The sequence below is a fragment of the Rhizobium changzhiense genome (assembly GCF_013087625.1).
Lineage (GTDB): Bacteria > Pseudomonadota > Alphaproteobacteria > Rhizobiales > Rhizobiaceae > Rhizobium > Rhizobium sophorae.
Window position 1 is genome coordinate 440,359 of record NZ_JABFCQ010000003.1, and the last position, 25,537, is coordinate 465,895.

Below are 25,537 nucleotides of genomic sequence, written 5' to 3' on the forward strand. Positions count from 1 at the left end.
GTTGGAGAGTTGATGTACACGAACAACGACTTGGTCTGACGCGGCGGGTGCCCTTCGTCATCGAGTCGGGCGCGAGGAAGAAAACGAACTGCGCCACGTGTAACCGCCTCGCAATAGCCGCACGCCCTCCACCAGAACGGCGGGGTGTCTACGCACGGCTTCGGCGCAGCGGCTTCAAAAGGTGGCTTCACAGCACAATACCCTGAAGCCGACGCCCAGACTGGCCTCAATCTCATACCGCACCGATTTCCACAGAGGTTGAGATTGAGATCTCGGGCAAGGGCGGGGCGAAGCGCGAGCTGGATGTGCTCGCCCTCGAATCGTCATCGGTCTCGATCGCTGTGTCTACGATTGGACGGCGGCAGATCGGAAGAGCTAAGGGCGTCCCCACACTCCGATCGCGGCCACATCTCACCCCTTCCGAAATGCGGTGCCAACGATCGGACAGGAGATATAGTCGACCAACGCTCCGGCTATTCGGCGCATTGGTGGCCGTCTACGGAGACTTTCGCAAATGAGCCGCGATCGGCAATGCCAGGGAATAGCCGGCAGGACCAGTTTTGACCTCGCCATCGGCAAGGAGCCTCGAAAGGCCGATCTGGAGGATGATTTCCATGTCCCTTCTGAGTTCCTGACATGAAAGCGCGTAAAAAGAAGGCGACAAATTGGGGATAACGGTCATATGCTCAAAGGAGCAAATTGCCTTGTCGCGGACAGTCTGCAGACCTACGGCCCATGCCCGAGAGAATATTTGTGGCGCAAGGCTTTCGGGTGACATCATCGCCTCCAGCAAAAAATCAGCTCGATGTCGACCATCTCAGAAAAAAGGGTGGTTCGAGCGCGATGAACGCTCGAACCGAGCGAGGTTGGTACCTCATATTCACGTTCCTGGATGGACCCGTCATCATCCGATCGGGTGAGTTGTGCTGATGTTTAAGGCCGTAGCAGGAACATCGGACCATACGCCCCAGGCTACGCCGGAATGGAGGCGATGAAGCGCGCTAGATTAGGTTGCGCTCGGACTCCGACCTTTCCGAAGCAACGGGCAGCGTGCTTTTTGATTGTATTCGGCGACACGCCGAGCGCTCGGGCCATATCATGACGGTTCATCCCGCTGCCGATCAACGCTGCAACCCGCGTCTCTGCATTCCTCAAGCCGAACATCGTCTGCAACCGTCGAGCCTGCAGCCGGGTCTTTGTTTCGGGATCGACAATCTGCAAGAGAACCCGTCCCCGGCTATCGGTCGCGTCGCATATGGCGGATGATGATTGCGCCAGCGGAGTGATTATCGCGAGGTGAGGAGGAAGGCTGATGGCCGGACTATGGAAAAGCTCCATCGAAAGGCGTAGCGGCGCCATCCGCGGCCGTCAGTGGCTGTCGAGATCGTGTACCAATCTTCGCCTCCACGGGTATCCTACGGTCAGGAAGATGGCGTAGATCCCATGCTGTCCCTGCTAAAGGGTAATCTGTTTGGTCGACGTTCGCCGCTCGCCAATCAGGGCTCTCCGGCGAGAGCGGGCTGGGGTCGAACGCCGGTTTTTCCAAAACAACGGGCTGTGTGTGTTGACCGTGTTGGGGGACACTCCAAGCACTCGAGCGATCGCATGCAGGCTCATTCCGCTACCGATCAACGTCGCCACTCGGGTTTCGGCGTCCGTCAAGTCGAACATGGTCTGCAGGCGTCCGGCCTGAAGCCGAGCTTTGGCTTCAACGTCCACGATCTGCAACAAGATCCGCACGCGGCTATCGGCCGTGTTCTACCGCATCTCATGACGGGTACCGCAAACGCCGCGAAAATATAGTCCGCCACACATGCTAAAGGGTGTGGCTCATTGCGGTTCTAAAAGAGACCTAAATTGCGACGGGTTCCTGATTCCAACCTGGAACCACTCGGCGATTAAAAGCCCTGCATAAGCAGCCTCCTCACTGCCCATCGCAACGCCTTTTTCGCGCAGCCAGGCGTCGAGGACACCCCGCAGAAGCGTAAGGTCCTCGCCCGACAGTGAAAAGTCCGTTTCGAAACTGAACGGCGTCATTGTCTCTACTCCGTGCACACGCATTATGCTCCCCCTTGGCAGGCATCACAAGCATTTGTTGCATCCTCGAGTCGCTGCAGACCGCCCAAGGGTCAACATCTTATTCAGCTGCCGCACGAATACGAAAAGCATGTTAGGTTGCCGATGCGGCGGCCCTGACGACGCCTCGCCATAGAGGCATGGCAACCCGACGTCACGTCTATCCCATTTCGCGAGGTTGCCGCTAATCGTTGCGTTCATATCCATTACGGTCGTCCGTGAAATGCTCACCATGCAGGCGGGCCTTTCGGTCTCGTAGTCGCTCTGGGCATCATGAGCCTGGCGTTGACACGCGGACGCTAGGGCGTCCGCGAACCAAGAGCAGTGCTTTATGCAGTGGGCACAGGGATCTTCATCGCCGGATATACGGTCGTTGACGGTTTAGGCGCTCGTCTTGCCGAAACAGTTGAAAGCTACACTTTCTGGTCTCACCTCCTCCAACGGAATCCCGATAACATTGGTGACGTTGCATCTACGAAAGGGTCAGGTCCGGGTCTCGCTGAGCAAAGGCTGAAGGTCGGGGTGCTCGGGAATCCAGCATGGTGTTCGCCGTGCTGTTTGGTGTCTTTTTCCTCAGAGAGCCCCTCGACATGGCGAAGCTGGCCTCAATTGGCGTTACATTGATCGGGACCCCAATGCTCAAGATGTCCAAGTAAATGCGCCTGTTTGCCTATGTTCTCGTTTTTTCACCTGTGTAATTGGCCATGCTCATGCTGCGCCTCGGCAGCAAGTCATCGTGCCGACAGACCGGCGGAATTCTGGTCGAGAGCTTCGGGAATTGCGCGAACGCAACTTGCCCGCCTTCCATTCCCTTGCGGTATCTCCGATCTATGACGCGGATGGCCGCATCGTCGGCGCCTCGAATGTCGCTAGAAACATTACCGCGCGCAAGGAAGCGGAGCGAGTCCAGGAGGATCGTCATTGGTGTCGCGCATATCCCTCAACATCCTCGTTTCGCCCTGCTCCCCGCAATGTCATTGCTCCTTGCGATAGATCGCGCGTGCGCGGCACGCCTTTTGCAAGGTTACCGGTATGCTAACATGTGTTGGGAACAAGAGTAATGAAATGGGACACTTCGGCGTCGTTTGATCCGGTGATCCTTGTTTTCAAGGACAGTGACAAGCGGATGATTGTCCGGACTGCCGGAGACGCGGCCAACGCTCTGATGAAGGACTGGCCCTCTGACGATGGTGAGGAATTTCTTGTCGCAGTCAAAGCTTGCCTGGACGTCATGACCGGGAATATAGAAGCCGACCAATTGCGAGAGGCCATAATTCGAGCTGCAATGGAAGCGGGCGTAAAAGCTATCTCTGTCCTTCACTGACCTCTACCGCAACTCGGCAGGCGCCCGATCACAAATTCGAGCCGAACGCGTCACGGGTAGGTTACGCCAAGAGATGGGCATGCATTAGGCAGCGCTTGTCAAGCGCCCGCGTATGAGGTCATGGACACTGCTGAGAGGAAGAGGTTTTCCGAACAAATAGCCCTGAATTTCGCCACACCCCTGCTCTCTGACTCGACTGAGCTGATCTGTCGTCTCAACGCCTTCTGCATTTGTCGTGATACCGAGACTTGCGCCCAGATCGACGACCGCTTTCACAATCGCCGCACAATCCTTGGAGCTGCCAAGTTCGCGAATGAAGGATTGGTCGATCTTGATCTTGTCGAAGGGAAAGAGCCGCAAATAGCTCAGCGACGAATAGCCGGTCCCGAAGTCGTCCATGGCAATCCGCACTCCAAGGCCCTGATGTGATGAAGCGTTGCCAATGCTGTCTCGTTGTCGGTGAGGAGAACGGATTCCGTAATCTCCAGCTCAAGGCGAGAGGCTGGCAGCCCGGCATCGCTCTGGGCGGAAACGACCGTATGCGCCAGCGTTTGGCTCCTGAACTGAAGAGGGGAAAGATTGACGGCGACACCGATATCTGCGGGCCAACCCGCAGCGTCTCTGCAGGCTTGGCGCAAGACCCGCTCCCCAATCGGCACGATCAGTCCGGTTGGTGAAACGAGACCTCGCTCAGGGTGGTGCCAACGCAAGAGCGCCTCGAAGCCGACAACCTGTTCGCTAGCAGCGTCGACCTGCGGCTGATAGTAAATTTCAAATTGATTGGTTTCCAAAGCCTGCTGGAGGTCGAGCTCAAGTTTGCGGCGCTCTTGTCGGTCGGCATCCATCGCGGTTTCGAAAAAGCAAAAGGTGCCGCGACCGTTCGATTTTGCTTTGTACAAAGCAGTGTCGGCATGCCTCAATATGGAATCGGCGACGTCGCCATCGTCCGGGGCAATCGCAATGCCAATGCTGACGCCGATGCGAATGGACTTCCCATCGATGATGAAAACCTTACCAACAACCTCGACAATCCGTTGAGCCACGGACGATGCTTGTTTCCTGCTTGGAATGTCCGCTTGAAAGACGACGAATTCGTCGCCGCCCAGTCGCGCGATGCTATCCCCTTCGCGCAAACAGTCTGTCAACCTATCCGCAACCGCCTTGAGCAGAAGATCACCCACGGCATGTCTCAAGGTGTCGTTTACTTCCTTGAAGTGATACGACTGCGCAAGCTTCTGGCTGAAAAACTTCGCGGTGAAAATGCCGATCTGCGCAAACGGCTCAAGCTCGATTGATATAGCAGCTGGTCAATCGCTGGCCGCATTTCTATGTTTATGGAGACATACATTTTGGCGGCGGTGAATGCTGCTGCCGGAATTAGAACTCGCAGCCTGCTTGCGGGACAAAACGCGAGGTCAGATAGATGGCGTCTCCATGGAAATTTCTTGCCCGACTGATCTCACCGGGACGCGACCAAAAGAGAGAAAATGGCTCGACCGATGAGGTTACGCCGGACGCGTTGGGTATTGCCGATCCGACTGAAACACCTGCCGTGGATAGCTTGAATAGCGCTGATCGACCGGCAAGCGAAGAGCTACATCGTCACGATCAATCCGCGGCAATTTCTGCAGAGCCTGTGCATTTCGAAGAAGCCGAAGACGATGGCCACGATAAGGTCGACCGCGAAGACGCCAAAATCTTGGAGGCCGCTGATCCAGCTTTATTCGGCGGTACTAGTATCGCCGCTGCACGTGATGTAACGAAGATCAAGCGAACCGTCGAGGTCGAGCTGCGCAAACAAAGACGTCGCGGCACGGAAAGGGTAGCGATTGCGAACGTTTCCCAGGTCTTCCAGGGCGTTCACACCGGAGTCGAGATGAACCTAGATGAAGAGATCAGAGTGCTCCGGGGCCAGCTGGCCAGAAAGCTAAAGCTGCAAAATGCGCAGTTAAGAAAAATGCTGGAGCGGTTTGAACGGTGAACATGTCGCGCTCCCTATCTTCGCTTCCAGCACCTGAACCACGGCATCGCCGTTCGAAAATTCAGGAGCTCGACCTTCCAGACACCTTGGGCACCGTTGCCACCCAGGTATATTGTACTACTGGCTTCGGCACTCATGGTGTGTTCAGGCCATAAGAGGGAGCGACGATAGGGAGTATCGCCCGGGCCACAGGGCAACTATATCCATGATAAATGAACATTCTCATGGATATAGTTGGCGGTGCGGGTCGACGGTTCGATCCCTTTCAAGGCGTACGCTTGTGCCTTTGCTGATTTGGGCCTTGCGCCAATTGTGCGAGTCCAGACTTTGGCGGGCATACTACACGTGCCGGGGAGCCTGACCCTCTCCGAAGGAGCCTTCACACGCGAATGGTGGGCCGGTGCGCTGTCGATGCCAAAACGGATATCCCGCTCGGCTTTTTTCTCTGGGCGTCTCTAGGCCGCGAGTGTCCCCCCGGCCGGCCGCCGGCCGCGCAGGAGGCAGAGCATGACGGTCGCCGATAGCGAGCAAAACAGGCAGAGCGATAGCACGGCGCCATTGCCGTAGTTGCTCATTAGCCAGATGAGGATCGGCGGCGAGGCGGCGGAGATCCAGTTGAGCGGCAGGGCGATCCGCGACAGCGCTCTTGCGAATTCGCCCTTATCGTAAAACCCCAGCGGGATCGTCGAGCGCGCCACGGCAAGCGCGCCGCTGCTCGTCCCGTAGAGGACCAGGAAGATCCCGACGGCGACGGGCGAGCCCTGAACCGCAAGCAGGATCATGAGCGACATGCAAAGCATTGCCGAAGAGCCGATGCCGATCGCCACGCCATCCCATTTGTTGTCGCCGATCAGGTTCACGCCGCGTGCAACGATCTGGATGATGCCGAGTGCCGAGCCGAAGGCAAGCGCCTGCGACGGGCTCAGCCCTTCGCCCTTCAGCAGCTCGATCAGCACCGAGCTGAAGCCATAGGTGATGAAGGCATTGAAGACGATCGCCGCCACAATCAGCACAAAGGTCCGGTCATAGCTTCGTGCCACGACAGGCGCCGCCACTGCCCCGGGTTGCGCGGCTCTAATGCCTCTGCGTGGCAGGCCGAAAAAATAGAGTGGCAGACAGACCACAGCCATGGTCAGCGCATAGACTTCGCAGGCGGCCCGCCATCCAATCTCTGCCTGCAGGAATGAGGTAAGCGGCCAGAAGATCGTGCTCGACAGGCCCGTCACCAGCATCAGCGTCGCAATCGCTCGCGCCGCCTTGCGCCCGGCAATCTCATTGAGCAGAATATGTGCCGGCATGGTCAGGCTGGCGCCGCCCGCCGCCCCTACGATCATCCACCCAAGGAAATAACTGACCGGCGAATGCGCCAGCGACAGGATGACAAGCCCGGCCGCTGAACCTGCCGTCCCAGCAATCATCACCACCCTCGCCCCGAGGCTGGCAAACACCCGCGACAGCAACGGCGAACACGCCCCCATCATCACATAGAAGATCGTCGTCCCGGCAAACACTGCGGGCATCCCCATATGAAGATCCGCCGCCATCAGCTGGGCTGCGACGGCCGGGAAGCCAACGGCGCCCCAGGCGATCAGCTGGGCAATCGAGAGGACGATGAGAGGGAGAAGAATTTTTGTCTCAGTCTGCTCTTGGGTCATCAATGCTATCCGATCTGCAATTGCGAACCATTAGCAAGTAAAATGTATCGGCTTGATGACAAGACGGGTGGGCGAGGGACGCAGAGGATCCCAGTAACGATGGGCCTGACGGATGTCGCGGTTTTATAACCAGTCGGCAATCCCTCGACGGCATCAAGCGCTTCAACCGCGTAGCCTGCCCGTCTGGGGATAGTTGGAAACTGAGCGGGCAATAGGAGTAGCGCTAAACGTCCGGTCTCGCGTCAAGGGCATCTACGCCATGCTCTCTTCAATGCTGGATCGCACAGGAACCCGAAACTCTCTCGTATTGAGACGGACCGGTCCGATACCTCGGGCATGTTCTGGCGGTACATCGCTCGGAGAGCGGCGACTAATCCATCCGATACCGTGTTGCCTGGAATGGGAGACAACGTCCCGGGAGGCATGCCGGAGTCGAGGAGCACTACGAAAAACTGTTAGGATTACATGGCCGGCCGAAAGGCCGATAAAGAAAATCTGTCGGGACGGGAACAATTGGCTGCGCCGATCGTAAGGGGTCGGGCCGTACAGAGATCGTTATGGCAGCCTACCATACACTTCAATATGCGGCCCGCCGAACCCAAACTAGCCCCGTCCTATCAAAGGCGGGGCTTTTTTGGCATTGGCGTTTCGGTCCACCTCCGGATCGACATTAAAAATTCTTCCGCCCCAGGGAACAAATGGCGGGTGTTGATCGTAAGAGCGTTAGGCCGCGCGGAGATTTTTTACAACTCCAGTCTAACACTTCGCCCTCAATATGTGAAAACGGCGCTTTATGGACGACGCTACACCGACTCCAGCAAAGAACAACCTGAAATAGCCGAAGCGGCAGAACGACCGGGGTGATTGAGTATACTTCCCTTTCTCAGTTGCCACACAATTGATCCGCAGGATGGATGGTCGCTTGACGTCGATAATACTCTTACTGCGCAGTATCGTATCGGAACTATTGTCACACAAAAGTGTTACTTGGGCCGGAGCGGATCGCGCAGTGGAGTCTCCTGTCTCCAGCAGCAACCCCTTGCTATCTTCGCGATCCGCTCTCCTGTCCGTTAGGAGCGATTAGTGGTCCGGAACCCAGGAACTTTTTTGGCAATCTCACGTTAGGCGGCGAGGATCGCACAGGCGCCCCACGCTGGGGTGTCCGCTTCCCTTCCTTTCCTGTGCGGTCCGTTCTTTCCAGAAACTGCCCCGTTTCGGCGGGGCTCTTTTTATCCCAAGCGCAAAATCGCGAGCAATCAATGTATCTTCAGCAAATGCCGAAGTGCCGCTACCGCGCCATCGCTTGCATAGGCAATGATGCCGCCGATCGTCAGGCCGGCGAAGGCAATGAGCCCTGAGATGCCATAGCCGACAGTCTTGAGCCGCTTCCACTCCTCAAGGGTTGGCTGGACCGCTTCATGGTTACTCTCCACGGTTCCCTTTAGCCCCTTGATCTCTTCCCGGATCTGGCCGGGAGGCCGGAGCAATCGAAGGGTCCATTAGAGTTTTCCTTGTTGAGGCGGACGCGCAGTCAGCTCCAGGTATCTTGCAACCGACGGCGACTTTTCTAGTTCACTGCGGGGATAGCCAACTTGGGAGGATGAGATGAGGCTGGTGCCATTCCACTACGCAGGCCACAACGATCCAATCGTCTTCAGCAATCCGGAGCATGTGGCGCCGTTAGGGCGTTTACCAGCAGCACCCACATCTATGTCTGCGTGTTGGGGAAAGATGCCTCGCCGAGTTATTATCCAGTCAGAGAAACGATCGATGATGTCGTTAAGCAGCTAACCGGCTAGTTTGCCGAACGGCGGGAACTTCACTACTTCATTGATGTTGGGGTGGCATGAGCAACACAGAGAAAAAAGCCACGAAAGGCATGATCAAATTCGTGCTGACAATCTTCGTTGTCGCGATGATCTTAGCGTTGGCGTATTTGGCATTCTTCACGCCCGGACAAGCGTAAGCTGAACTGCCCCAAGTACACCGTGCGCTGAGCGGCCACCAACCGCAGCAGATCGCCCTGGCACCGCAGCCGGATGGCTTTGACTCCATAAGGAGTAGGCGAGATGAGCCAGAACTTCAGCGCTAGGGAGACCTTCGCCATATACGGTGAGAGTGAAACCACGATCACAATTATTCGCGATGGCTTCTCCACCGAGGAGAAGACCTTCCCGATGATGTCAGATGCCGTCGACTACCTGAAGGCATTGGACCCTATCCCACGTGAGATAAGTCTCCATATTCGTGCTCACGGTCGCGACATACCATTCGACCGTGATAACATAGCAAAGCTGATGCGGGAGCTTTGATTATGACCAAGTATTCCTCGAAACACCCTCTAACCGCTGAGGAAGAGGCTGAAATCCAGAAGATGATCGCCGCGGACCCGGACAGCCCTGAACTCAGCGACGAAGAGTTGGCTAAGGCTCGGCCGTTTCGGGAGGTCTTCCCGTCTCCTCGTTGACTATCACCGTCTGGGGAAACTGACGCCGATTCAAGAAGTTCCAACGAAGCCTTCACGGCGCGAGACATTCCTCGCAGATGCCGCAACCGTCCTCGTCGAGGAAGGATCGCGACCGGCCGCAACAGAGACATGTCGACATTTCGTCGCGGTCATCTCCGCTCGGGCGGCAGTATTTCACCGTCGTGGGCGGCGATTAGTTCTACTGGAAGGTTTTCCATCTCGAGGCTCCAAATTCGAGGGCACATCTGAGATAGTGAGGCTACTGCGACGGACAAGATGGCGGGCCAACCCTCCTCCATCAGATCGCGCTAGCGGCGAAAATAGCGAAGGCAAGGCATACTTTACGGCATTGCGGGACTGGACAGCTTCCAAACTTGTTGCAGGAGAGTGAAATCAGCAACGAATTCTGTAAGCCTTCATCTGCCGACCCAATAAGACACGCGCCGCGCAAAAGGGCCGTCTGGATGGAGCGAAACTCACCATCGTGCCGGCGCCACTGAGAATGGTGGTCACCCCTTCTTCAGTAAGCCTAGTCAATGTAGCGGACGGCCGTTTCGACGACCATCGGGAGCACCGCAGCATTAACACGCGACAACTCGCTTCGAACTCGATGATCGTCGACTCAATGCGTTCCATGGGGCGATGGCGAGGAAATGGCATAAGACAGGGCAAGGGCAGTGACTGCTAAATACGGCGTGGCGGTAAAGGGACGCATTGCAGCCGCGCAACAGTTCAACTTCTCGCAGGTTCAGCCTTTGAGCCCGAACAGGGTTTCGGCATTGCGGAAGCAGATCTTATCCATGTCTTCCTTCAAAAGATCGAGCGAATTCAGGATTTTCAGCGTATCGCGGATATAGCCGGCACCCTTTTCCGGGTCGAATGGGGAGTCCGAGGCGAAGAGGATGCGGTCGCTGCCGTAGAATTCGAGGCCGCAGATCGTCGCCGCCTTCGATCCGAAGACGGCGGTATCGGCGTAGAAATCCTTGAAATAGTCGAGCGGACGCTTCTTCAGGCGCTTCAGCACAAGCGTCAGGTCTTCATCCGTCGTGCGCTTGCCAAGCTGATCCCAACCCGGGCCGACGCGGCCTTCGAAATACGGAACCATGGCGCCCATATGATGGGCGAGGACCTTGAGGTCCGGCAGGCGATCCATGAAGCCCGAAAAGACCAGGCGGGCCATGGCGGCGCTGGTCTCGTAGGGCCAGCCGAAGGTCCACCAGATTTCGTATTTCGATTTGTCCTCGGTGGCATAGTCGGTCATCGAGGCATTGCGCGAGGGGTGTAGCAGCACCGGCTTGTTGTGCTTGGCGGCAACTTCGAAGATCGGGAAGAAGCGTTCCTCGTCGAGCGGCGCACCGTTGACGTTGGTGTGGATCTGCAGGCCGTTGGCGCCGAGCTCGGTGAAGGCGCGTTCGGCTTCGCCCACGGCGGCTTCGGGCGCATTCATCGGCAGGGCTGCGACGAAGCCCGCGAAGCGCTCCGGATATTTCTCGACGAGCTCGGCCTGGCCGTCATTGGCGATGCGGGCCAATTCGGTGGCGAGCTCCGGGCCGCCCATGGCTTCCAGCGGCGGCATGCCGAGCGAGATGATCTGCCGGTAATCGGGAAACTCATCCATGACGCGGAAGCGGGTCTCGAGATCGTAAATGCAGGGAACACCCTGCATGCGGCGGCCGATATCCTTGCCCGCGCCTTCGAGCTTCTGGATCCTATCCCAGAGTGCTTTCGGGAAGAAATGGTTGAACGCATCGATATAATACATTGGGACTCCTTCTCAGTCGTATGTGTCTGGCCGCGTCAGCTGCGCTTCAAGCGGCGGACGAGATAGGCGAAGGTCGCCTTGAACATCTCTTCGCGGAACATGTGCTTGCGCTTGGCCTTGATATCCTCGGGCTTTCCGAGCGCCTTGGCGCCGCCGGCAGCCTCGACCCAGAGCTGCATCATGCAAGCGTTTTCGAGCGACAGCGCCAGGTAGATCGCCTGTTCGATGCTTGGGCCTGCGGTGACCAGCCCATGGTTCTGCAGCAGCATGGCGCCATGCTCGCCGAGGCAGGCGGCGACCGCCTTGCCGCGCTCGGCCGTGGTGATGAGTTCCGTGGTAGGCCTCAGCGCCGAGCGCGAGCGGAAATAGGACCGGAGCTTTAAAAATCAGTTTATCGCTTCGAGTGCGGTTTATTTGGAGGTCTCGGCGCATTTGCCAAGGAGAATCAAAGCGTATGGGGCAAGGCCTTGATGATGCGGGGCAATGCCGGAATTTTCATCCCGCAATGCGGATAAAACTGCGGCCGTTATCAAAGCTCTCAACGTCGCCGAGACGGTTCAGAGATATTAGGACATCCTGAATTTGTGGGCCGACAAGCTTCGGCTCGCTGAACTCTCCAGCGATCTCGATCGCGGTGAGAGGCATTTGCTGCGCCCGCCGGCGCAGCCGCCACGGTCCTAGCGGCCGAAGGTGGAGAGGTGGCCGATGAGACCGGGAAGGGAGCGCGGAAGGGTAAGCGGGCCATGAGCATCGCAGGCGCCGCGATGAGCGAAGCCGCGCACGCCGCGATGGACGTCGTCAGAAGCACCGCGAACGACGCCCTTCCTAAAAAATTGCGGAAAGACGCCGATGACCACCCGCGGAGGGGCGCGGTTCACTAGGCGCCGCGCCCTCTACTGAAGAGGCAAAAACCGGAAGCTACTTCGAGCGCTACGCGGTCGAGCGGCTGGCGCGGACGGGCGTGGAAAAGGCCGCGATTGCGGGGTTGGCGAGGATGACGGCTCGTTTGATAAGAAGGCACCCGCTTATTGCCGCTGAGCTGTTCCTTTCCGGTGCTGGCCGCGCGGGTGAAGTTGGATGGCAGGAGATCGCCAAAAGATTCAAACAACCGCGGTCGCCAAAAGAAAAAAATCTTGCACCCAGTCCCCATAATTCCTCTGCAAAAAGTGCCTTGAGCGACGTCGCTAGGATCTCGCTCCGCCGAATTTTCATTCGCCAGCACAGAGGCCGCTGCCGCCGAGTTGGTGGTGTCGACGCTCAAATCGTTCGTAGCGCGAGGAACCGGTTCAAGTCTTTCGAGGTTTGTCGAGGCTGCGAACGGTGGTCTTCCTCAGGCGGAACGACATTGACACGCTGTTTCACCACGACCTTGAAACGGGAGTTTCCTTTATCTCGAAAACCCGCATCGCGGTTGGAGCTGTTGAGGCTTATCGCCTGAGAAACGCGACTCGATAATCCGCCGGCGGGGGCAGAGCAGCCCTCGTCTGAAAGGCGTTCCAGTCGGCTCTGTACGGTGTAAGACCAACAGGAAACCTTATCGGGTATTTGAGGTTCGCTTACCAGGGAATGACCCTGAGTAAGGAGAAATAGAATGGCAAATCAAAGTGGAAGCCGCTCCGGCGGCGATACGTCCAACCGCGGCTTCGCGTCGATGGATGATGAAAAGCAGAAGGAGATTGCCAGCAAAGGCGGCCAGTCATCAGGCGGCAACTTCAAGAACGATCCGGAGCGCGCTTCCGAAGCCGGCAAAAAGGGTGGCGAAAACTCCAGTAGTGGCAATCGCTAATTAACCTGTTCCTGGCGTATACGATCCAGGGGCCGGGCTTTGCTCGGCCCTTTTTACCACCAGTGGCCTTAGCCGGTCAGAGGCCCGCAAAAGGAGAAATGAGAAATGTCGAGCGAAGGTCATGGATTGAAACCGTCTTTTCCGAATCCCGCTGTCGTGCAGGACAAATCAAGCGAGGAGTCCCTTGATCTCAAGAACATTGATGTGACTCGACAGGGCACCCAGAATGACGCCGTAGTCTCCAAAGGCCCAGCGAGCACTTTCGTGTCAAAGCTTCCATCGCGCAGAAACCGATGATTGGCCCGGCCATCGAATTATGAAAATCGCGCTCGGTTGGAACAAGTAGCTCTCGATCGGGTTTGAGCACCTCGCATTACTGAAGGAGAATGCCATGGACATAGAACAGATCAGGCGCCGGGCGCAGGAAATATGGGAAGCCGAAGGCAAGCCGGAAGGCGAGCACGAGCGGCATTGGCAGCAGGCGGAGCGCGAACAAGCGGGAGATAGCGAGCTTCCGCAGACGTCGTCTCCGTCTCATCACAGCGCCACGACCGTCCCGGGCGAAACGAGTTCGGAGTCAACTGCCGAAGGCGGCGGCTCGGGTGAAAGCTCCAAACCGGCCGAACTTGCTTCCGAAAACAAGTAATTGCGGATTCCGAAGTCAGTCGGCGCGCCTTTCATGCTATTGAGCGAAGCGGGGGTACCCCGAATGACACAAGCGCATCGCTGCCGCGCGCGCCGACGCCTCAATCAACGCGGCATCTGGATGGCCCAAGGCGGACTGGGGTGCATAACCGTCCTGGGCAAATGCGAGAAAGTCAGAGTTCGTGCTCGGCCGATTGAGTTCTACCGTTCAGACGTTCCGCGGCAGCCGACCGCTGCCCGGTTCATTGATGCGCCGTCAGTCTCCCTTTCGCTCAAATAACGCAGGCGTTTTGCTCAGGCCGTTCCCGGTCAAATCAGGATCATATCATCCACGGCGGAGCTAACCCGTTTTAGTGATGGAACTAAATCGCTCAGCCGTGGTTGAGCTCCCACGGTTTCAAGCAAAAGGGAAATCCTTTGAGCGAGCTGCATCGTGAATTCCCGCTGCGACGAGACTTTTTGCCGAGAACCCGGGAGTGGTACGCGCCCGGGCCAGCGAGAATGTCGGAAGCCGGTTCATCAAAACCGCTGGAGCCGCTGTCAGCTTGCCCGCTAGTGGTCGATCTTGATGGCACCCTCGTGCGATCGGATCTTCTGATCGAAACGGCCTTCTCGGAGCTCAGCCGCCGGCCTTATTCCATCGTTGATCTCACCAGGGCGCTATACGGCGGAAAAGCGTGTCTGAAGCACCGCCTTTCCCAGCCTGCGGATTTCGATCCGTCTATCCTTCCTTATGATGCCGAAGTGCTGAACGTAATCAAGGCCGCGCGGGAAAAAGGACACTCGGTTTATCTCGCGTCTGCAACCCACGAGCGCCTCGTTCGCGCGGTTGCCGAACACCTCGGCCTTTTTACCGGGTGGTTTGCGACCAGTGAGACGACGAACTGCGCGGCCGAGGTGAAGGCGAAAAAACTTGTGGCCGCCTTCGGCGAGGGTGGCTTCGACTACATCGGCAATGACGAGGCCGACCTGCCGGTCTGGCGCCACGCCGCGAAGTCTTACGCGGTCAGGACATCGGCCGCAGTTGCACGAGAGCTTTCGCGCCAATGCGACGACGTCGAGCATCTCACTCACGAAAAGCCGACTTGGCGGATTTGGGCGCGCTCGCTGCGGGTGCATCAATACGTCAAGAACGGGCTGGTCTTTATACCACTCCTGACGAATAAGATGTTTGACATCACTAGCCTTGTAAGCACCGGCTTGGCTTTGGTTGCCTTTTCGCTTTGTGCCTCGGGTGTCTATTTACTCAATGACTTGGTCGATCTTCAGGACGACCGCCGCCATCGAACCAAATGTCGCAGACCTCTTGCCTGCGGCGACATCCCGCTGTCGCACGCCGTCTTGGCAATCCCGATCCTGCTTTTGCTTTCGCTTGCCGTCGCCTTCATGGTGTCGCCCGCCTTCGCGGCGGTACTTGCTGGATATTTTGCCCTGACCACTGCCTACTCGTTTTTTCTCAAACGGAAGATGATACTGGATGTGGTGGCTTTGGCTTCTCTCTATACCGCGCGAGTGATCGGAGGGGCAGCTGCCATCGCGGTGTGGCCGTCCCCCTGGCTGCTTGCCTTCATGATGAGCTGGTTCCTTTCGCTCGCCTTGGTCAAGCGTTACACCGAATTGATTTCACGCCGCGCCGCGCACCTGCCGGACTTGAAGAGCAGAGACTACCGGAAGGTGGATATCGGCATGGTGGGCGCGTTGGCAGCGGGCGCTGGGATGAACGCACTTACGTTATTTGCCCTTTATGCGGCAAGCGACAGCGCCCAAGTTCTTTACAGCCGGCCAGGAATGCTGTGGCTGGTGGGGCCAATCCTCGCCTGCTGGATCGCCCGCATCCTCATGCTCGCGAACCGGGGACAGATGCACGACGATCCTGTGATCTTCGCCATTAAGGACAAAGTCAGCCTCGCCACCCTTGGCGCCGCCGGCGCATTTGTCGTTGCCGCGATGTGAGGTGCCGAAATGGGCTTCAAGTCTTCGCAGCAGGGCACCGGCGCCGGCGTCGCAACTCGCTACTGCGCCTTTGCGATGCTCTCCACTGCCGCCAATTTTGCGGCCCAGGCTACCGTCATTCAGATGGCGCCTTCAACGAGCCTCATGCCTTCAATCCTCACGGGCACCGCTGCCGGCTTCGGCCTGAAATATTTCCTCGACAAAAGATGGATCTTCTTCGACCGCATCTCGTCGCACGGCGACGAGATGCTCAAGGTGGCGCTTTACGGCCTGTTCAGCGTGCTGACGACGCTCATCTTCTGGGGTTTCGAAATTGCCTTCTGGACGATATGGAAGACCGAATTTGCCAAATACACCGGCGGAGCGATCGGCTTGGCCCTCGGCTATATCGCCAAATACGCTCTCGACCGGAAGTTCGTATTCAAACCAGAGGGGGCATGACGAGCCAATGGAGGGCTGGGGACGCTATCCGCGCCATGACAGCGAGGTGATGGACTGCCGGCTGCCGGAAAAGCTGTCGGAGAGCGTCGCATCCCGCGCAGGGCTGATCGCGCGGGGCAATGGCCGATCTTACGGCGATGCGGCGATCGGCGAGCGTTCCACCTTGATGTGCAGTGGATTGAACCGGATGACGAGCTTTCACTCCATCGATCGCTCCCTTACCGTAGAGGCCGGCGTTTTGCTCTCTGACGTTCTGCGCGCTTTCGTCCCCAGAGGCTATTTTCCGCCCGTGGTTCCTGGAACGAAGTTTGTCACGATCGGCGGGATGGTCGCATCAGACGTTCACGGCAAGAACCATCATCGCGACGGCGGGTTCGGGGATCACGTCAGCGAGTTGAAATTGGTGGTCGCCGGCGGGGAAATACTCACCTGTAGCCGCACGAGCAATCCCGAGCTTTTCTTCGCGACGGTCGGTGGCATGGGCATGACGGGCATCATTGCCGAAGCGACCTTCGCCTTGAGATCGATCGAATCCGGCTGGATCGCCCAAAGGACGATTGCCACGGAAAACCTTGGCGACGCCTTGAAGGCGCTGCAGCAGACCGAGGGTGCCACCTATTCGGTCGCCTGGATCGATTGCCTTTCGCAAGGCGCTTCGCTTGGACGCTCGCTAATCTTCGCAGGCGAACATGCGACGCTGGACCAGGTCGGTGGAATGCCCGAAGCCGATCGCTTTTCTGTAAGGAACGCGGCAAAGATTTCACTGCCATTCGATCTGCCACAGTGGGCGCTCAACAGGACGAGCATAGCAGCCTTCAACGAGCTTTATTTCAGGGCGGGAACGCGAAAGTCGGCTCAGACGTCGCTCGTCCACTGGGATAAATACTTCTTTCCTCTCGACGGCATTCTTGAATGGAACCGGCTTTATGGAAGGCGAGGTTTTCTGCAGCATCAGTGCGTGGTTCCAGCCCGGGACGCGCTGCCAGTCTTGAGCGGCATCCTGGAACGCTTCGCGCGCTCGGGCAAAGGTTCCTTTCTTGCCGTTTTGAAGAAGCTCGGAGCAAGCAGTGGAATGCTGTCTTTTCCGATGCCGGGTTATACGCTCGCACTCGACCTCCCGGTCACGCAGGGTGTGTTTCGGCTGCTCGACGAAATCGACGAACTGGTTGTCAAGGCAGGAGGGCGGCTCTATCTCGCCAAGGATGCGCGACAGTCACGCCACACATTCGAAGCCGGTTACCCACGATTGAATGCTTTCAAAGAGCTGCGCAAGGTAACTGGCGCCGATCGTCACTTTGAATCCCGCTTGGCAATGAGGCTCGGCATATGAAGGGGATCGGCAAGACACTGCTCCTGATCGGCGCCACCTCGGATATCGGTCGTGCGACCGCGCTGATTTATGCCGAGGCGGGGTGGAACGTGCTTCTCGTCGGACGAAGGCGCGCCGCCGTGCAACGCGAAGCCGACGACATCAGCGTTCGGACCGGCGCTAGTGTCTTGGTTCATGAGCTTGATATCCTCGCTACAAACCGTTTCGAAGAGTTCATCGGTATCGTTTCGCCACTGCCTGACACGGCGGTCTGCGTCGTCGGCGAACTGGGGCAGCAGTCTCGGGCCGAACAGGAACTCGAGCACGCCGCCACGGTCATGCGGACAAATTTTGAAGGACCAGCTTTGCTTCTCGGTCTTCTGGCCGAACGTTTCGCGGAGAGAGGATCAGGTACCATCGTCGGCATAAGCTCCGTCGCCGGCGATCGCGGACGCGCGTCGAACTATGTCTATGGTGCCGCCAAAGCCGGCCTGACCGCCTTCTTGTCCGGTCTGAGGAACAGGCTGTCCGGATCCGGGGTGCGCGTGCTGACCGTGAAGCCGGGTTTCGTCCGAACACGCATGACGGATGGCATGAAGCTTCCGCCGCTTCTCACCGCCGAACCCCAGGAGGTCGCACAGAAAATCTTTGCTGCCGCCGAGGGCGGCAAGGGCGGAGACGTCGTCTACGTCAGGGGAATATGGCGACCGCTCATGACGGTAATCCGGTCGATTCCCGAGCCGATCTTCAAGAGGTTGCGGCTGTGATGGAACCAGGCAACCAAGCCGCCGGCGCGGCCATCGGAACGAGCGCTGGTGAGCACAAGCGACCGGCGGTCGGGATATGGCGCCGGCTGTCAGCAGAAGGCGCACTCATGCTGGTCGCGTTGGTCTGCGCGGCCATGCTTGCGCTGCCCGGGAGGACCATCAACGCTGCTTTCATCAATGACGTGCTAATCTTCATCGACGGCGTGCACCGTATCACGTTCGGTCAGGTACCAAATCGCGATTTTCACACGGCGCTCGGGCCGCTTGTCTTTTATATTCCGGCTGGGGGATACCTGCTGACAGGGAATTTCGGCGCAGCAATACCCGTGGGAATGGCGATTGTCATCGTCGCCTTCCTCCCTGCGATGATCCGAATTCTTCTGTCGCGCTTCAGCCCTTTATTGGCTGTTGCGCTCGGCATATTCCTCATTCTCATTCTCGCAGCTCCGATCAATCTCGGCAGTTCCATCCGATATCCCTCTTTCGCGATGTTTTACAACCGCATCGGTTGGGTCGCTCTCGGCCTGTTGGTGGCGACATATCTGGCGCCGCAGTCCCCGAACAGGCGCAATGACATCGCCGATGCTCTCGCAGCCGTCTTTCTTCTGCTTGTCTCGTTTTACACGAAGGCGACCTACGGTTTGGCCGGGGCCGGCTTTCTCATTTTCATGCTTTCAGACCGTCAGCAGCGCCGCTGGATCATGGCGGCCCTCCTCCTGACGGGAGCGGCAATGATCGCGATAGAGTTCTTCTGGCGCGGCACGGTGGAGCACGTAGAGGATCTGCGGGCGGCGGCACGCGTCAGTGGGGGTCATGATCTTCCAAGTGTTCTGAAAAATGTACGGGAAAACCTATCAGACCTCACCGTGTTTGCGGCCTTCGCTTCGCTTGCTATCTGGCAAAGCCGCAGCCTGCGAGACCTTGTCTTCTGTGGGTTCTGCATGGGCGCCGGCCTGGCGATCATCAATCAGAACGCCCACAGCTGGGGCATCATCACGCTCTATTGCGGGGCAGCCGTCCTGGCGCAGAAATCCGCCTGGCTTCAGCCAGTCAATGGAGGAAGGGCAGGACGCCAGGCTCTTCCCGCCGGCGTCTTGTCGCTGCTCACGACGTTATTCCTGTCGCCGCCGATCGTGCACCACACCGCAGCTCTCATTCTGCATGCATCGCTTGCAGTGGACAAAGCCGGGCAATCTCTGGGGCTGCCGCATTTTGACGATGTTCGGGAAGTCGATCCGCCCGGCGGCGAGCCTGACTTCATAAGGCGCTATCTCGACGACATTGTAACCGGCGGAGCACTGCTGCAGGCATTGCCGGTGCCGCCGGAACGCGTTTTCGTGCTTGATTTCGTCAACCCTTTTTCTGCCGGCCTCGGCATTCGCCCTCCTACCGGCGACGCCGCCTGGTTTCATTGGAACCGCAATATCAACGAGAAAGCCTACATCCAACCGGAGGTGCTTTTTGCCGATGTCAAGATCGTCATGGTGCCGAAAACAGGCATCAACAGCCTGCCGTTGCAGGAGCTCTACGGCCCATTTCTTTCGGCACGCTTCGAGGTCGTTCAGAAGACACCAGAGTGGACGATCTACCAATGGCGTCAGGGGAAGGCGCAAAGCGAGGTGCCGTGACGGAAACAGGTAGGTCGGTGCTAGCGGAAAGCGCGTCGGCCCCGGTACTACAGCTGATTTGGTCGCGGGCCCTCATCGTCGGCATGGGTTGCGTTCTCGCCGGCCTTCTCGCTCTGCCCGGCCGAACGGCCACGACAAAGTACGTCAACGACCTCTTCGTTTTCCTGGATGGTGCTCATCGTATCGCGCACGGCCAGGTACCGAACGTGGATTTCCATTCGTCGCTCGGACCGCTGACATTCTATCTTCCCGCGGCCGGCTATGGCTTGTCGGGCAATATGGGCGGCGCTATGCCGGTGGGGATGGCGATATTGGTCCTCCTGCTTGCGGTTGTTGCCGCGGAGATCGTCGGTCGCCGGATGCATTGGCTAGTCGGCCTGCCGCTCGCAATGTTCCTGCTCCTGATTGCCGCGGCTCCTGCAAATCCAGGTGAGAGGGTGGGGGAACTAACCTTTGCCATGTTCTACAACCGGGTGGGATGGGCAGCGCTCGGCCTTCTGCAGGTGATGTATCTGCCTCGCCTTCCGGGCGCTGGGGGTAGCAGAGGGGTGGACGCGGCATGCGCCAGCTTCCTCGTGGTGCTGACGCTCTATACGAAGATCACGTATGGCGTCGTGGCACTCGCATTCCTGTTTTTCATGCTTTTCGACCGTCGTCAGGTGGCGTGGGCGGCGCTCGCTTTTGGCATTATCGCCGCCGGCATCTCAGTGATCGAAATCGCCTGGCGCGGTGGGGCCAACTACCTTGCTGACCTCAGCCTTGCCAGCATAAACAGCGGCGGCCTTCCGACATTGACCGCCCTCAGTCACGTCACACGCAACAACCTCGCTGACCTTCTCGCCTACCTGACGATCGCGGTCGTTCTTCTTATCCTGACGCCAAGCTATCGGCATCTGCTCTTCACGGGTTTTTGCGGCGCAACCGGAATCCTGCTGATCGAGCAGAACTTCCAGATTGTGGGTATTCTGACACTGGGTGCGGGCGCGGCCGTCATGACGGAAAGCGTTTTTCGTGCGGAGCTTCACTCTCAATACGGAAAAGCGCGCCTCGCCTTGCCGCTGCTCCTGGCCTTTTTGCTTCTCCCAGGCGCGGTCGGCAACGCTGGATCGCTTCTGATCCACTCCTATTACGCGGTCGGTAGCCGAGGCAAGCCTATCCCGCTGCCGGCCTTTTCCGAAATCCGGCTCGTCCAGATGTGGAGCGCCGGCCAGTACGAATATTTCGAGGACTACAACAGGACGCTGGTCGACGCTGCTGCGGCGCTCTCGCAAATTCGAACCGGAGACGAGCGCGTCGCGGTACTGGACTTCGTCAATCCCTTCTCCGCCGGCCTCGGGCTCACGCCGCCCGTTGGTGACAGTGTCTGGTATCACTGGGGACGGACCCTTGGGCCGGACTATCATCCGGCTGCGGAAGAGATGTTCGCCGAGGTCGACTTCATCCTGGATCCGAAGTGGCCCATCGAGATCTGGACGGGCAACGGACTGCGCGATCTTTATGCCCACTATATAGCCCGCCACTATGAGATGGTGCGAGAGACCGCCGATTGGCGCATTTATCGCAGAAGGGCTTCCTGAGCCCGCGAAGCCTGTATTTCCGCTATACGGCGATCAGCCGATGGCATCAGCACCAGCGCTATGCTTAGACCGATCATGCCGTCAGCTGGGTCGGAAGGGGGACCCAAAGTATGACAGGGACGGGGTCGCCAGGCTGCTACCAGGGCACTCGATTTCGCTAATCAGTTTCGACACGGACGGTATATCCGTCTCCGCGCGCGCTGCGGCTCGCCCCGACTGGTCTTGCAAGCTCTCAGCCCGCACGCCGCCTCCTACGATCCACGCGGCGAGTTTTCATTCGCCAGCACTGAGGCCGCCGCCGAGTCCGGTTGCTGTCGACCCTCAAAATGTTTCGCAGAGCGAGGAACCCGTTCAAGTCTTTCGAGGTTTGGTGCGAGCGCCGTTGGTGAGACCGCAGAAACCGGCATGTGCTTTTGCAAATCATGTCTCGCTGGAGCACTGTGATGAGAGGACTAGGGACGATGACCGACAACGCTACCGAATGGATCGCAACGCGGGCTTATGCCTTGTGGGAACTGGCGGGCCGCCCATTCGGGGCGGATGAAATGCACTGGCAGCAGGCCGTGCTGGAGCGGCGCCTCCTGGAGGAGACCAAGGCCTCTACCGACGGCCAGGAAGTGATTGAGCGCACGCGGGCCGACCCGTTGAGGGCCCAAAGCAGTTCAAACATTCTGGTCGTTGAGGACGAACCTATACTTCGCTACGATACGGTCGATTTTCTCGAACGGGCTGGGCACCGGGTTCTCGAGGCTGCAAACGCGGACGAGGCTATGGTCTTCCTCAGGCGGAACGACATCGACACGCTGTTCACGGACATCGATATGCCAGGTTCGATGGATGGCCTAGGCCTTGTCAAGAGGGTCAGAGCTGATTGGCCGTCTACCAAGGTCATTGTCACTTCCGGCCTTATCGCGCTGTCTCACGACGACCTTGAAACGGGAGTTTCCTTTATCTCAAAACCCGCATCGCGGCTGGAGCTGTTGAAGCTTATCGCCTGAGAAACGCGACTCGATAATCCGCCGGCGGGGGCAGAGCAGCCCTCGTCTGAAAGGCGTTCCAGTCGGCTCTGTACGGTGTAGGACCAACAGGAAACCTTATCGGGTATTTGAGGTTCGCTTACCAGGGAATGACCCCTGAGTAAGGAGAAATAGAATGGCAAATCAAAGTGGAAGCCGCTCCGGCGGCGATACGTCCAAGCGCGGCTTCGCGTCGATGGATGATGAAAAGCAGAAGGAGATCGCCAGCAAAGGCGGCCAGTCATCAGGCGGCAACTTCAAGAACGATCCGGAGCGCGCTTCCGAAGCCGGCAAAAAGGGTGGCGAAAACTCCAGTGGTGGCAATCGCTAATTAGCCTGTTCCTGGCGTATACGATCCAGGGGCCGGGCTTTGCTCGGCCCTTTTTATAAGCGTCGGTAATGATCGCTCTTGCCAATTTCAGTGCGGAGATGACGCGAGCGGCAGCCGAAGATTTCCGAGGCATCGCGAGTTGTTGAGCGATGTGGAACCATTGCCGTTTGCTCGGGTTGGCCATGCCGTCCAACACTGGCGAAATCGCGGCTGGAGCAACAGGATGCAGAATGGCATTGACGACGAACGCATTTGAAGACGAAGTGAATGACTGCGTGGTCATTGGGGGTGGTCCGGCCGGCCTCACCGCGGCGATTTATCTGGCCCGCTTCAATCCTTCGGTAACGGTCTTCCACGATCACTCCAGCCGAGCTTCCATGATCCCTATGTCGCACAACTACGCCGGATTCCCGGACGGCATCAGCGGCATCGAGCTGCTGGCGAGAATGAACGCCCAGGCTAAGCGGTACAGGGCAGCCATTCGAAGCCGGACGATCACGACGCCGCGCAAAGTCGACAACATGTTTGCGGCGGAATTCGAGAACGGCAGCATCCGCTCTCGGACAGTTCTTTTGGCTACCGGCGTCGTCAACCGCCGGCCCGCGATGCCAAAGGCAACCCATGATGACGCCGTGGCTCGCGGCCTTATACGTTACTGTTCCGTCTGTGACGGCTTTGAGGTCACCGACAAGTCCGTTGGCGTTATTGGAACTGGAGGAAAAGGGTTCAGGGAGGCCATTTTCCTGCGAAGTTACACAAGGGACCTGACGCTAATATCGCCCAAGAGCGTACATGATTTGTCCGAAACCGAGGCGCTGTCGCTAGCCCAACATAGAATAAGAGTTGTGGCAGGTCCCGTTGCCGCGATCGAGCCGGACAACGATACGATCCGCATTACTACGCCGACGGCAACCTACTCATTCGCGTCCATATATCCGGCTCTCGGATCCGACGCATGTTCGACCTTGGCATCCCGTATCGGAGCGAGGCTCTCAGACGAAGGATGTGTTCGCGTTGATGGTCATCAAAGAACCACGGTGTCAGGATTTTTCGCCGCTGGAGACGTCGTTGCCGGTCTTGACCAGATCAGCCATGCCATGGGGCAGGCAGGGGTTGCTGCCACGAGAATTCGTAACGAACTTGGCGAGCGAGCGACCCTGGTGCGTTGATGACCATCGGAACGTCGCGGCTCCGAATTCACCATTCACGAGCCGTTGCTTCGGTTGGTGGCGTTCCGACATGGCGAGGTAGGCGCCACTCAGCATGACGATGATGCCAACCATATCGGCGACGGTGACTTGTTCGGCGAAGAGAGCCGCGCCCAGGGCGACAGCGGTCACCGGCGACACGAAGGCATAGCTGCCGGCGCGGGAGGCGCCGATGTCGCGTAGCAGGCGCATGAAGGTCGTGTAGCCGATCAGAGACCCGAAGATCACAAGGAAGAACCAACCGAGCCAGGCGAAGGTGCCCCAGTCGCCGGCGAGGGCGGATATAGCTCCCGGTTCGAAGGCCAAGGCTGCAACTAGCAGCACGATGCCACCGAACAGGGTCGTGAAGCCTGAAACGAACAAGGCAGGATATATTCGCAGGAGTGGGCGGGCCAGTACAGAGCCGTAGCCGTAGGTGAAGGCTGCGGACGCAACCGCCAAGGCGCCCCAAAGGCTCGCGCCTGGGAAAGCGTCAGGGGTCGGTGCGGACTCACGCAAGGGGTCTGGCCAGAAAAGGACGATGAGTCCGGCCTCCAATTACTCAGCGATTCTGTCTGCTGCCGTACACGTCACCGCGCATGCTTGAGGAGCTCCGTCGACAATCCATCTAAAGAGAGCCACCCCGTAACAGGACCGACCGTCCGCGTGACCCGCCGTCGCGCGTAGATAGTCGCGTGCGGGGTGAGAGGGCGTTCCCGGACAAAAGGTTGAGCGCCCTCGGAGAAGATGCGTGGTGCCTTGGTATGGACTAACAGCCAACGTGCTCGGCATGGATGGCGGTCGCTGCATTCGGAAACACCGTCGGAGCGCGATAGCTGGAAAACCGCTGGCAAGATTTCGGCTCCTCCGTAGATTGAGTTCCATACCCCGACCCGCGCGCTGACGCCGCCGCGTTTAGAACGAGCGCGCTGGCCGCCGCCAGCACGTCGGGTGATAAGACCAGCGCCAGTGCTCATCGTTTCGATCCACGCGGTGCCTCGAAACTGCCCCGCATCTCGAACTCTTTATCGCGAATGCAGGGTCTTCGACCGTACCATCCCCTGCGGGCCGGAACTCCCCATGGAGAGCGAGGTTAGGCGCAGAGAAAAAAGGGAGGTTATCATGGACGGGTCACACTGGGCGATGCTAAATCGGGACGCTTGCGCTCGCGTCATGGATGACAGCCGGACTGGTCGCTGTGCTTGGAGCCTGCCAGGAAATTAAGAGAGGTGGAGCGAGCCGTAGAAGCGAATTTGTTTCGCTCGCGCTGGCGGGTGCAGGCGTCGTCCTCGTGATCGTCATGGCCGGCGGTATGGTGCTTTTGTGACGCGCCTAAACCGCGGAACGTCTCCATGCACGCATGAGTATCGCTTTTATTAGACGCTGCCACGCGGTGCGAGATCGTACCGATGGCAGCATCGAATTTCCCGCGACTCCACGCTCGTCCAAAAGCATGGACCTTCGAAGCGAGGCTGTCGGCTTTGCCTTAAACTCGTGAGGCGCCTAGCAAGGCGCGGAACGCGTGAGCATTCCATCAACGCCCCCGCTTGGAACGTGGAAAGACGGCCGGGATGGAGACGGGCCTGCCTGAAATCGGCCTCATCAAAGCCGATATCGTTAGGCCCGTCTGGA

Annotated in this window: 22 protein-coding genes and 4 pseudogenes; 16 read left to right on the forward strand and 10 right to left on the reverse strand. The window is 58.4% G+C overall.

What is annotated here, in order from left to right; translation table 11 throughout:
* Positions 1 to 496 precede the first annotated feature (496 nt).
* From G9X68_RS17165 to G9X68_RS17180, 4 genes are all read right to left on the reverse strand, one after another.
* Positions 497 to 778: a hypothetical protein gene (locus G9X68_RS17165; protein WP_171603418.1), complete on the reverse strand. Its 282-nt coding sequence runs from the start codon at positions 776 to 778 to the stop codon at positions 497 to 499.
* 194 nt (positions 779 to 972) lie between these two features.
* Positions 973 to 1,359 (reverse strand): helix-turn-helix transcriptional regulator, encoded by a 387-nt coding sequence (locus G9X68_RS17170; protein ID WP_342355341.1) that lies wholly within the window; start codon positions 1,357 to 1,359, stop codon positions 973 to 975.
* A 96-nt stretch (positions 1,360 to 1,455) separates the two neighbouring features.
* Complete coding sequence (locus G9X68_RS17175) at positions 1,456 to 1,671, reverse strand: LuxR C-terminal-related transcriptional regulator (RefSeq protein WP_425328645.1); 216 nt, start codon at positions 1,669 to 1,671, stop codon at positions 1,456 to 1,458.
* A 159-nt stretch (positions 1,672 to 1,830) separates the two neighbouring features.
* Positions 1,831 to 2,037: a hypothetical protein gene (locus G9X68_RS17180; protein ID WP_171603419.1), complete on the reverse strand. Its 207-nt coding sequence runs from the start codon at positions 2,035 to 2,037 to the stop codon at positions 1,831 to 1,833.
* 1,099 nt (positions 2,038 to 3,136) lie between these two features.
* Between G9X68_RS17180 and G9X68_RS17185 the strand changes: the two genes are divergently transcribed.
* Complete coding sequence (locus G9X68_RS17185; protein ID WP_171603420.1) at positions 3,137 to 3,400, forward strand: DUF982 domain-containing protein; 264 nt, start codon at positions 3,137 to 3,139, stop codon at positions 3,398 to 3,400.
* Between the two features lie 84 nt (positions 3,401 to 3,484).
* Here G9X68_RS17185 and G9X68_RS17190 read toward each other — a convergent pair.
* Positions 3,485 to 4,581: pseudogene (locus G9X68_RS17190) on the reverse strand (putative bifunctional diguanylate cyclase/phosphodiesterase).
* On the opposite strand from G9X68_RS17190, the gene G9X68_RS32195 reads away from it, so the two are divergent.
* A complete protein-coding gene (locus tag G9X68_RS32195; protein WP_280526516.1) occupies positions 4,477 to 4,695 on the forward strand; it encodes a hypothetical protein in 219 nt (72 codons plus the stop codon). The pseudogene G9X68_RS17190 and the gene G9X68_RS32195 sit on opposite strands and share 105 nt — an antisense overlap.
* Before the next feature lie 128 nt (positions 4,696 to 4,823).
* Entirely contained in the window at positions 4,824 to 5,381 is a 558-nt protein-coding gene (locus G9X68_RS17195; protein WP_171603421.1) for a hypothetical protein, read from the forward strand.
* A gap of 455 nt (positions 5,382 to 5,836) precedes the next feature.
* Here G9X68_RS17195 and G9X68_RS17200 read toward each other — a convergent pair whose 3' ends face one another.
* Positions 5,837 to 7,036: an MFS transporter gene (locus tag G9X68_RS17200; protein WP_171603422.1), complete on the reverse strand. Its 1,200-nt coding sequence runs from the start codon at positions 7,034 to 7,036 to the stop codon at positions 5,837 to 5,839.
* 1,256 nt (positions 7,037 to 8,292) lie between these two features.
* Positions 8,293 to 8,505 (reverse strand): annotated as a pseudogene (locus tag G9X68_RS17205) (DUF1515 domain-containing protein); the annotation flags it as partial.
* Positions 8,506 to 9,105: 600 nt separating this feature from the next.
* Here G9X68_RS17205 and G9X68_RS17210 point away from each other — a divergent pair.
* Both G9X68_RS17210 and G9X68_RS17215 read left to right on the forward strand, forming a co-directional pair.
* A complete protein-coding gene (locus G9X68_RS17210) occupies positions 9,106 to 9,348 on the forward strand; it encodes a hypothetical protein (protein ID WP_138331622.1) in 243 nt (80 codons plus the stop codon).
* Positions 9,348 to 9,491 (forward strand): annotated as a pseudogene (locus G9X68_RS17215) (BrnA antitoxin family protein); the annotation flags it as partial. The gene G9X68_RS17210 and the pseudogene G9X68_RS17215, both read left to right, overlap by 1 nt.
* A gap of 760 nt (positions 9,492 to 10,251) precedes the next feature.
* On the opposite strand, the gene G9X68_RS17220 reads toward G9X68_RS17215, so the two are convergent.
* Both G9X68_RS17220 and G9X68_RS17225 read right to left on the reverse strand, forming a co-directional pair.
* Positions 10,252 to 11,265, reverse strand: coding sequence for an amidohydrolase family protein (locus G9X68_RS17220; RefSeq protein WP_171603423.1), 1,014 nt, complete (start codon positions 11,263 to 11,265; stop codon positions 10,252 to 10,254).
* 35 nt (positions 11,266 to 11,300) lie between these two features.
* Complete coding sequence (locus G9X68_RS17225; RefSeq protein WP_171603907.1) at positions 11,301 to 11,612, reverse strand: class II aldolase/adducin family protein; 312 nt, start codon at positions 11,610 to 11,612, stop codon at positions 11,301 to 11,303.
* 1,244 nt (positions 11,613 to 12,856) lie between these two features.
* On the opposite strand from G9X68_RS17225, the gene G9X68_RS17230 reads away from it, so the two are divergent.
* The 11 genes from G9X68_RS17230 to G9X68_RS17280 all read left to right on the forward strand — a co-directional run bounded on the left by G9X68_RS17230 (position 12,857) and on the right by G9X68_RS17280 (position 23,887).
* Positions 12,857 to 13,051, forward strand: coding sequence for a con-10 family general stress protein (locus tag G9X68_RS17230; protein WP_171603424.1), 195 nt, complete (start codon positions 12,857 to 12,859; stop codon positions 13,049 to 13,051).
* A gap of 391 nt (positions 13,052 to 13,442) precedes the next feature.
* Entirely contained in the window at positions 13,443 to 13,697 is a 255-nt protein-coding gene (locus tag G9X68_RS17235; RefSeq protein WP_171603425.1) for a DUF2934 domain-containing protein, read from the forward strand.
* 500 nt (positions 13,698 to 14,197) lie between these two features.
* Positions 14,198 to 15,649 (forward strand): UbiA family prenyltransferase, encoded by a 1,452-nt coding sequence (locus tag G9X68_RS17240; RefSeq protein ID WP_372353429.1) that lies wholly within the window; start codon positions 14,198 to 14,200, stop codon positions 15,647 to 15,649.
* Between the two features lie 9 nt (positions 15,650 to 15,658).
* On the forward strand, positions 15,659 to 16,090 hold the full coding sequence (locus tag G9X68_RS17245) for a GtrA family protein (RefSeq protein WP_171603426.1): 432 nt from the start codon (positions 15,659 to 15,661) through the stop codon (positions 16,088 to 16,090).
* Positions 16,091 to 16,097: 7 nt separating this feature from the next.
* On the forward strand, positions 16,098 to 17,420 hold the full coding sequence (locus G9X68_RS17250) for an FAD-binding protein (RefSeq protein ID WP_171603427.1): 1,323 nt from the start codon (positions 16,098 to 16,100) through the stop codon (positions 17,418 to 17,420).
* Positions 17,417 to 18,166 (forward strand): SDR family oxidoreductase, encoded by a 750-nt coding sequence (locus tag G9X68_RS17255; protein WP_171603428.1) that lies wholly within the window; start codon positions 17,417 to 17,419, stop codon positions 18,164 to 18,166. The genes G9X68_RS17250 and G9X68_RS17255 overlap by 4 nt, the downstream gene beginning before the upstream one ends.
* Positions 18,100 to 19,794 (forward strand): hypothetical protein, encoded by a 1,695-nt coding sequence (locus G9X68_RS17260; protein ID WP_206679757.1) that lies wholly within the window; start codon positions 18,100 to 18,102, stop codon positions 19,792 to 19,794. Before G9X68_RS17255 ends, G9X68_RS17260 begins: the two co-directional genes overlap by 67 nt.
* Positions 19,791 to 21,371 (forward strand): hypothetical protein, encoded by a 1,581-nt coding sequence (locus G9X68_RS17265; protein ID WP_171603429.1) that lies wholly within the window; start codon positions 19,791 to 19,793, stop codon positions 21,369 to 21,371. Before G9X68_RS17260 ends, G9X68_RS17265 begins: the two co-directional genes overlap by 4 nt.
* Before the next feature lie 461 nt (positions 21,372 to 21,832).
* Positions 21,833 to 22,369, forward strand: coding sequence for a response regulator (locus G9X68_RS17270; protein ID WP_171603430.1), 537 nt, complete (start codon positions 21,833 to 21,835; stop codon positions 22,367 to 22,369).
* A 154-nt stretch (positions 22,370 to 22,523) separates the two neighbouring features.
* On the forward strand, positions 22,524 to 22,718 hold the full coding sequence (locus tag G9X68_RS17275) for a con-10 family general stress protein (protein WP_171603431.1): 195 nt from the start codon (positions 22,524 to 22,526) through the stop codon (positions 22,716 to 22,718).
* A gap of 230 nt (positions 22,719 to 22,948) precedes the next feature.
* Complete coding sequence (locus tag G9X68_RS17280) at positions 22,949 to 23,887, forward strand: NAD(P)/FAD-dependent oxidoreductase (RefSeq protein WP_171603432.1); 939 nt, start codon at positions 22,949 to 22,951, stop codon at positions 23,885 to 23,887.
* A gap of 132 nt (positions 23,888 to 24,019) precedes the next feature.
* Here G9X68_RS17280 and G9X68_RS17285 read toward each other — a convergent pair.
* Positions 24,020 to 24,463: pseudogene (locus G9X68_RS17285) on the reverse strand (EamA family transporter); the annotation flags it as partial.
* Between the last annotated feature and the right edge of the window lie 1,074 nt (positions 24,464 to 25,537).

Excerpts from the sequence above, each read along its gene's own strand:
- G9X68_RS17165 (WP_171603418.1), bottom strand. The coding sequence starts at position 778 with ATGTCACCCGAAAGCCTTGCGCCACAAATATTCTCTCGGGCATGGGCC.
- G9X68_RS17170 (WP_342355341.1), bottom strand. The coding sequence starts at position 1,359 with ATGGCGCCGCTACGCCTTTCGATGGAGCTTTTCCATAGTCCGGCCATC.
- G9X68_RS17175 (WP_425328645.1), bottom strand. The coding sequence starts at position 1,671 with ATGTTCGACTTGACGGACGCCGAAACCCGAGTGGCGACGTTGATCGGT.
- G9X68_RS17180 (WP_171603419.1), bottom strand. The coding sequence starts at position 2,037 with ATGACGCCGTTCAGTTTCGAAACGGACTTTTCACTGTCGGGCGAGGAC.
- G9X68_RS17185 (WP_171603420.1), top strand. The coding sequence starts at position 3,137 with ATGAAATGGGACACTTCGGCGTCGTTTGATCCGGTGATCCTTGTTTTC.
- G9X68_RS17195 (WP_171603421.1), top strand. The coding sequence starts at position 4,824 with ATGGCGTCTCCATGGAAATTTCTTGCCCGACTGATCTCACCGGGACGC.
- G9X68_RS17200 (WP_171603422.1), bottom strand. The coding sequence starts at position 7,036 with ATGACCCAAGAGCAGACTGAGACAAAAATTCTTCTCCCTCTCATCGTC.
- G9X68_RS17210 (WP_138331622.1), top strand. The coding sequence starts at position 9,106 with ATGAGCCAGAACTTCAGCGCTAGGGAGACCTTCGCCATATACGGTGAG.
- G9X68_RS17220 (WP_171603423.1), bottom strand. The coding sequence starts at position 11,265 with ATGTATTATATCGATGCGTTCAACCATTTCTTCCCGAAAGCACTCTGG.
- G9X68_RS17230 (WP_171603424.1), top strand. The coding sequence starts at position 12,857 with ATGGCAAATCAAAGTGGAAGCCGCTCCGGCGGCGATACGTCCAACCGC.
- G9X68_RS17235 (WP_171603425.1), top strand. The coding sequence starts at position 13,443 with ATGGACATAGAACAGATCAGGCGCCGGGCGCAGGAAATATGGGAAGCC.
- G9X68_RS17240 (WP_372353429.1), top strand. The coding sequence starts at position 14,198 with ATGTCGGAAGCCGGTTCATCAAAACCGCTGGAGCCGCTGTCAGCTTGC.
- G9X68_RS17245 (WP_171603426.1), top strand. The coding sequence starts at position 15,659 with ATGGGCTTCAAGTCTTCGCAGCAGGGCACCGGCGCCGGCGTCGCAACT.
- G9X68_RS17250 (WP_171603427.1), top strand. The coding sequence starts at position 16,098 with ATGGAGGGCTGGGGACGCTATCCGCGCCATGACAGCGAGGTGATGGAC.
- G9X68_RS17255 (WP_171603428.1), top strand. The coding sequence starts at position 17,417 with ATGAAGGGGATCGGCAAGACACTGCTCCTGATCGGCGCCACCTCGGAT.
- G9X68_RS17260 (WP_206679757.1), top strand. The coding sequence starts at position 18,100 with ATGGCGACCGCTCATGACGGTAATCCGGTCGATTCCCGAGCCGATCTT.
- G9X68_RS17270 (WP_171603430.1), top strand. The coding sequence starts at position 21,833 with ATGACCGACAACGCTACCGAATGGATCGCAACGCGGGCTTATGCCTTG.
- G9X68_RS17275 (WP_171603431.1), top strand. The coding sequence starts at position 22,524 with ATGGCAAATCAAAGTGGAAGCCGCTCCGGCGGCGATACGTCCAAGCGC.
- G9X68_RS17280 (WP_171603432.1), top strand. The coding sequence starts at position 22,949 with ATGGCATTGACGACGAACGCATTTGAAGACGAAGTGAATGACTGCGTG.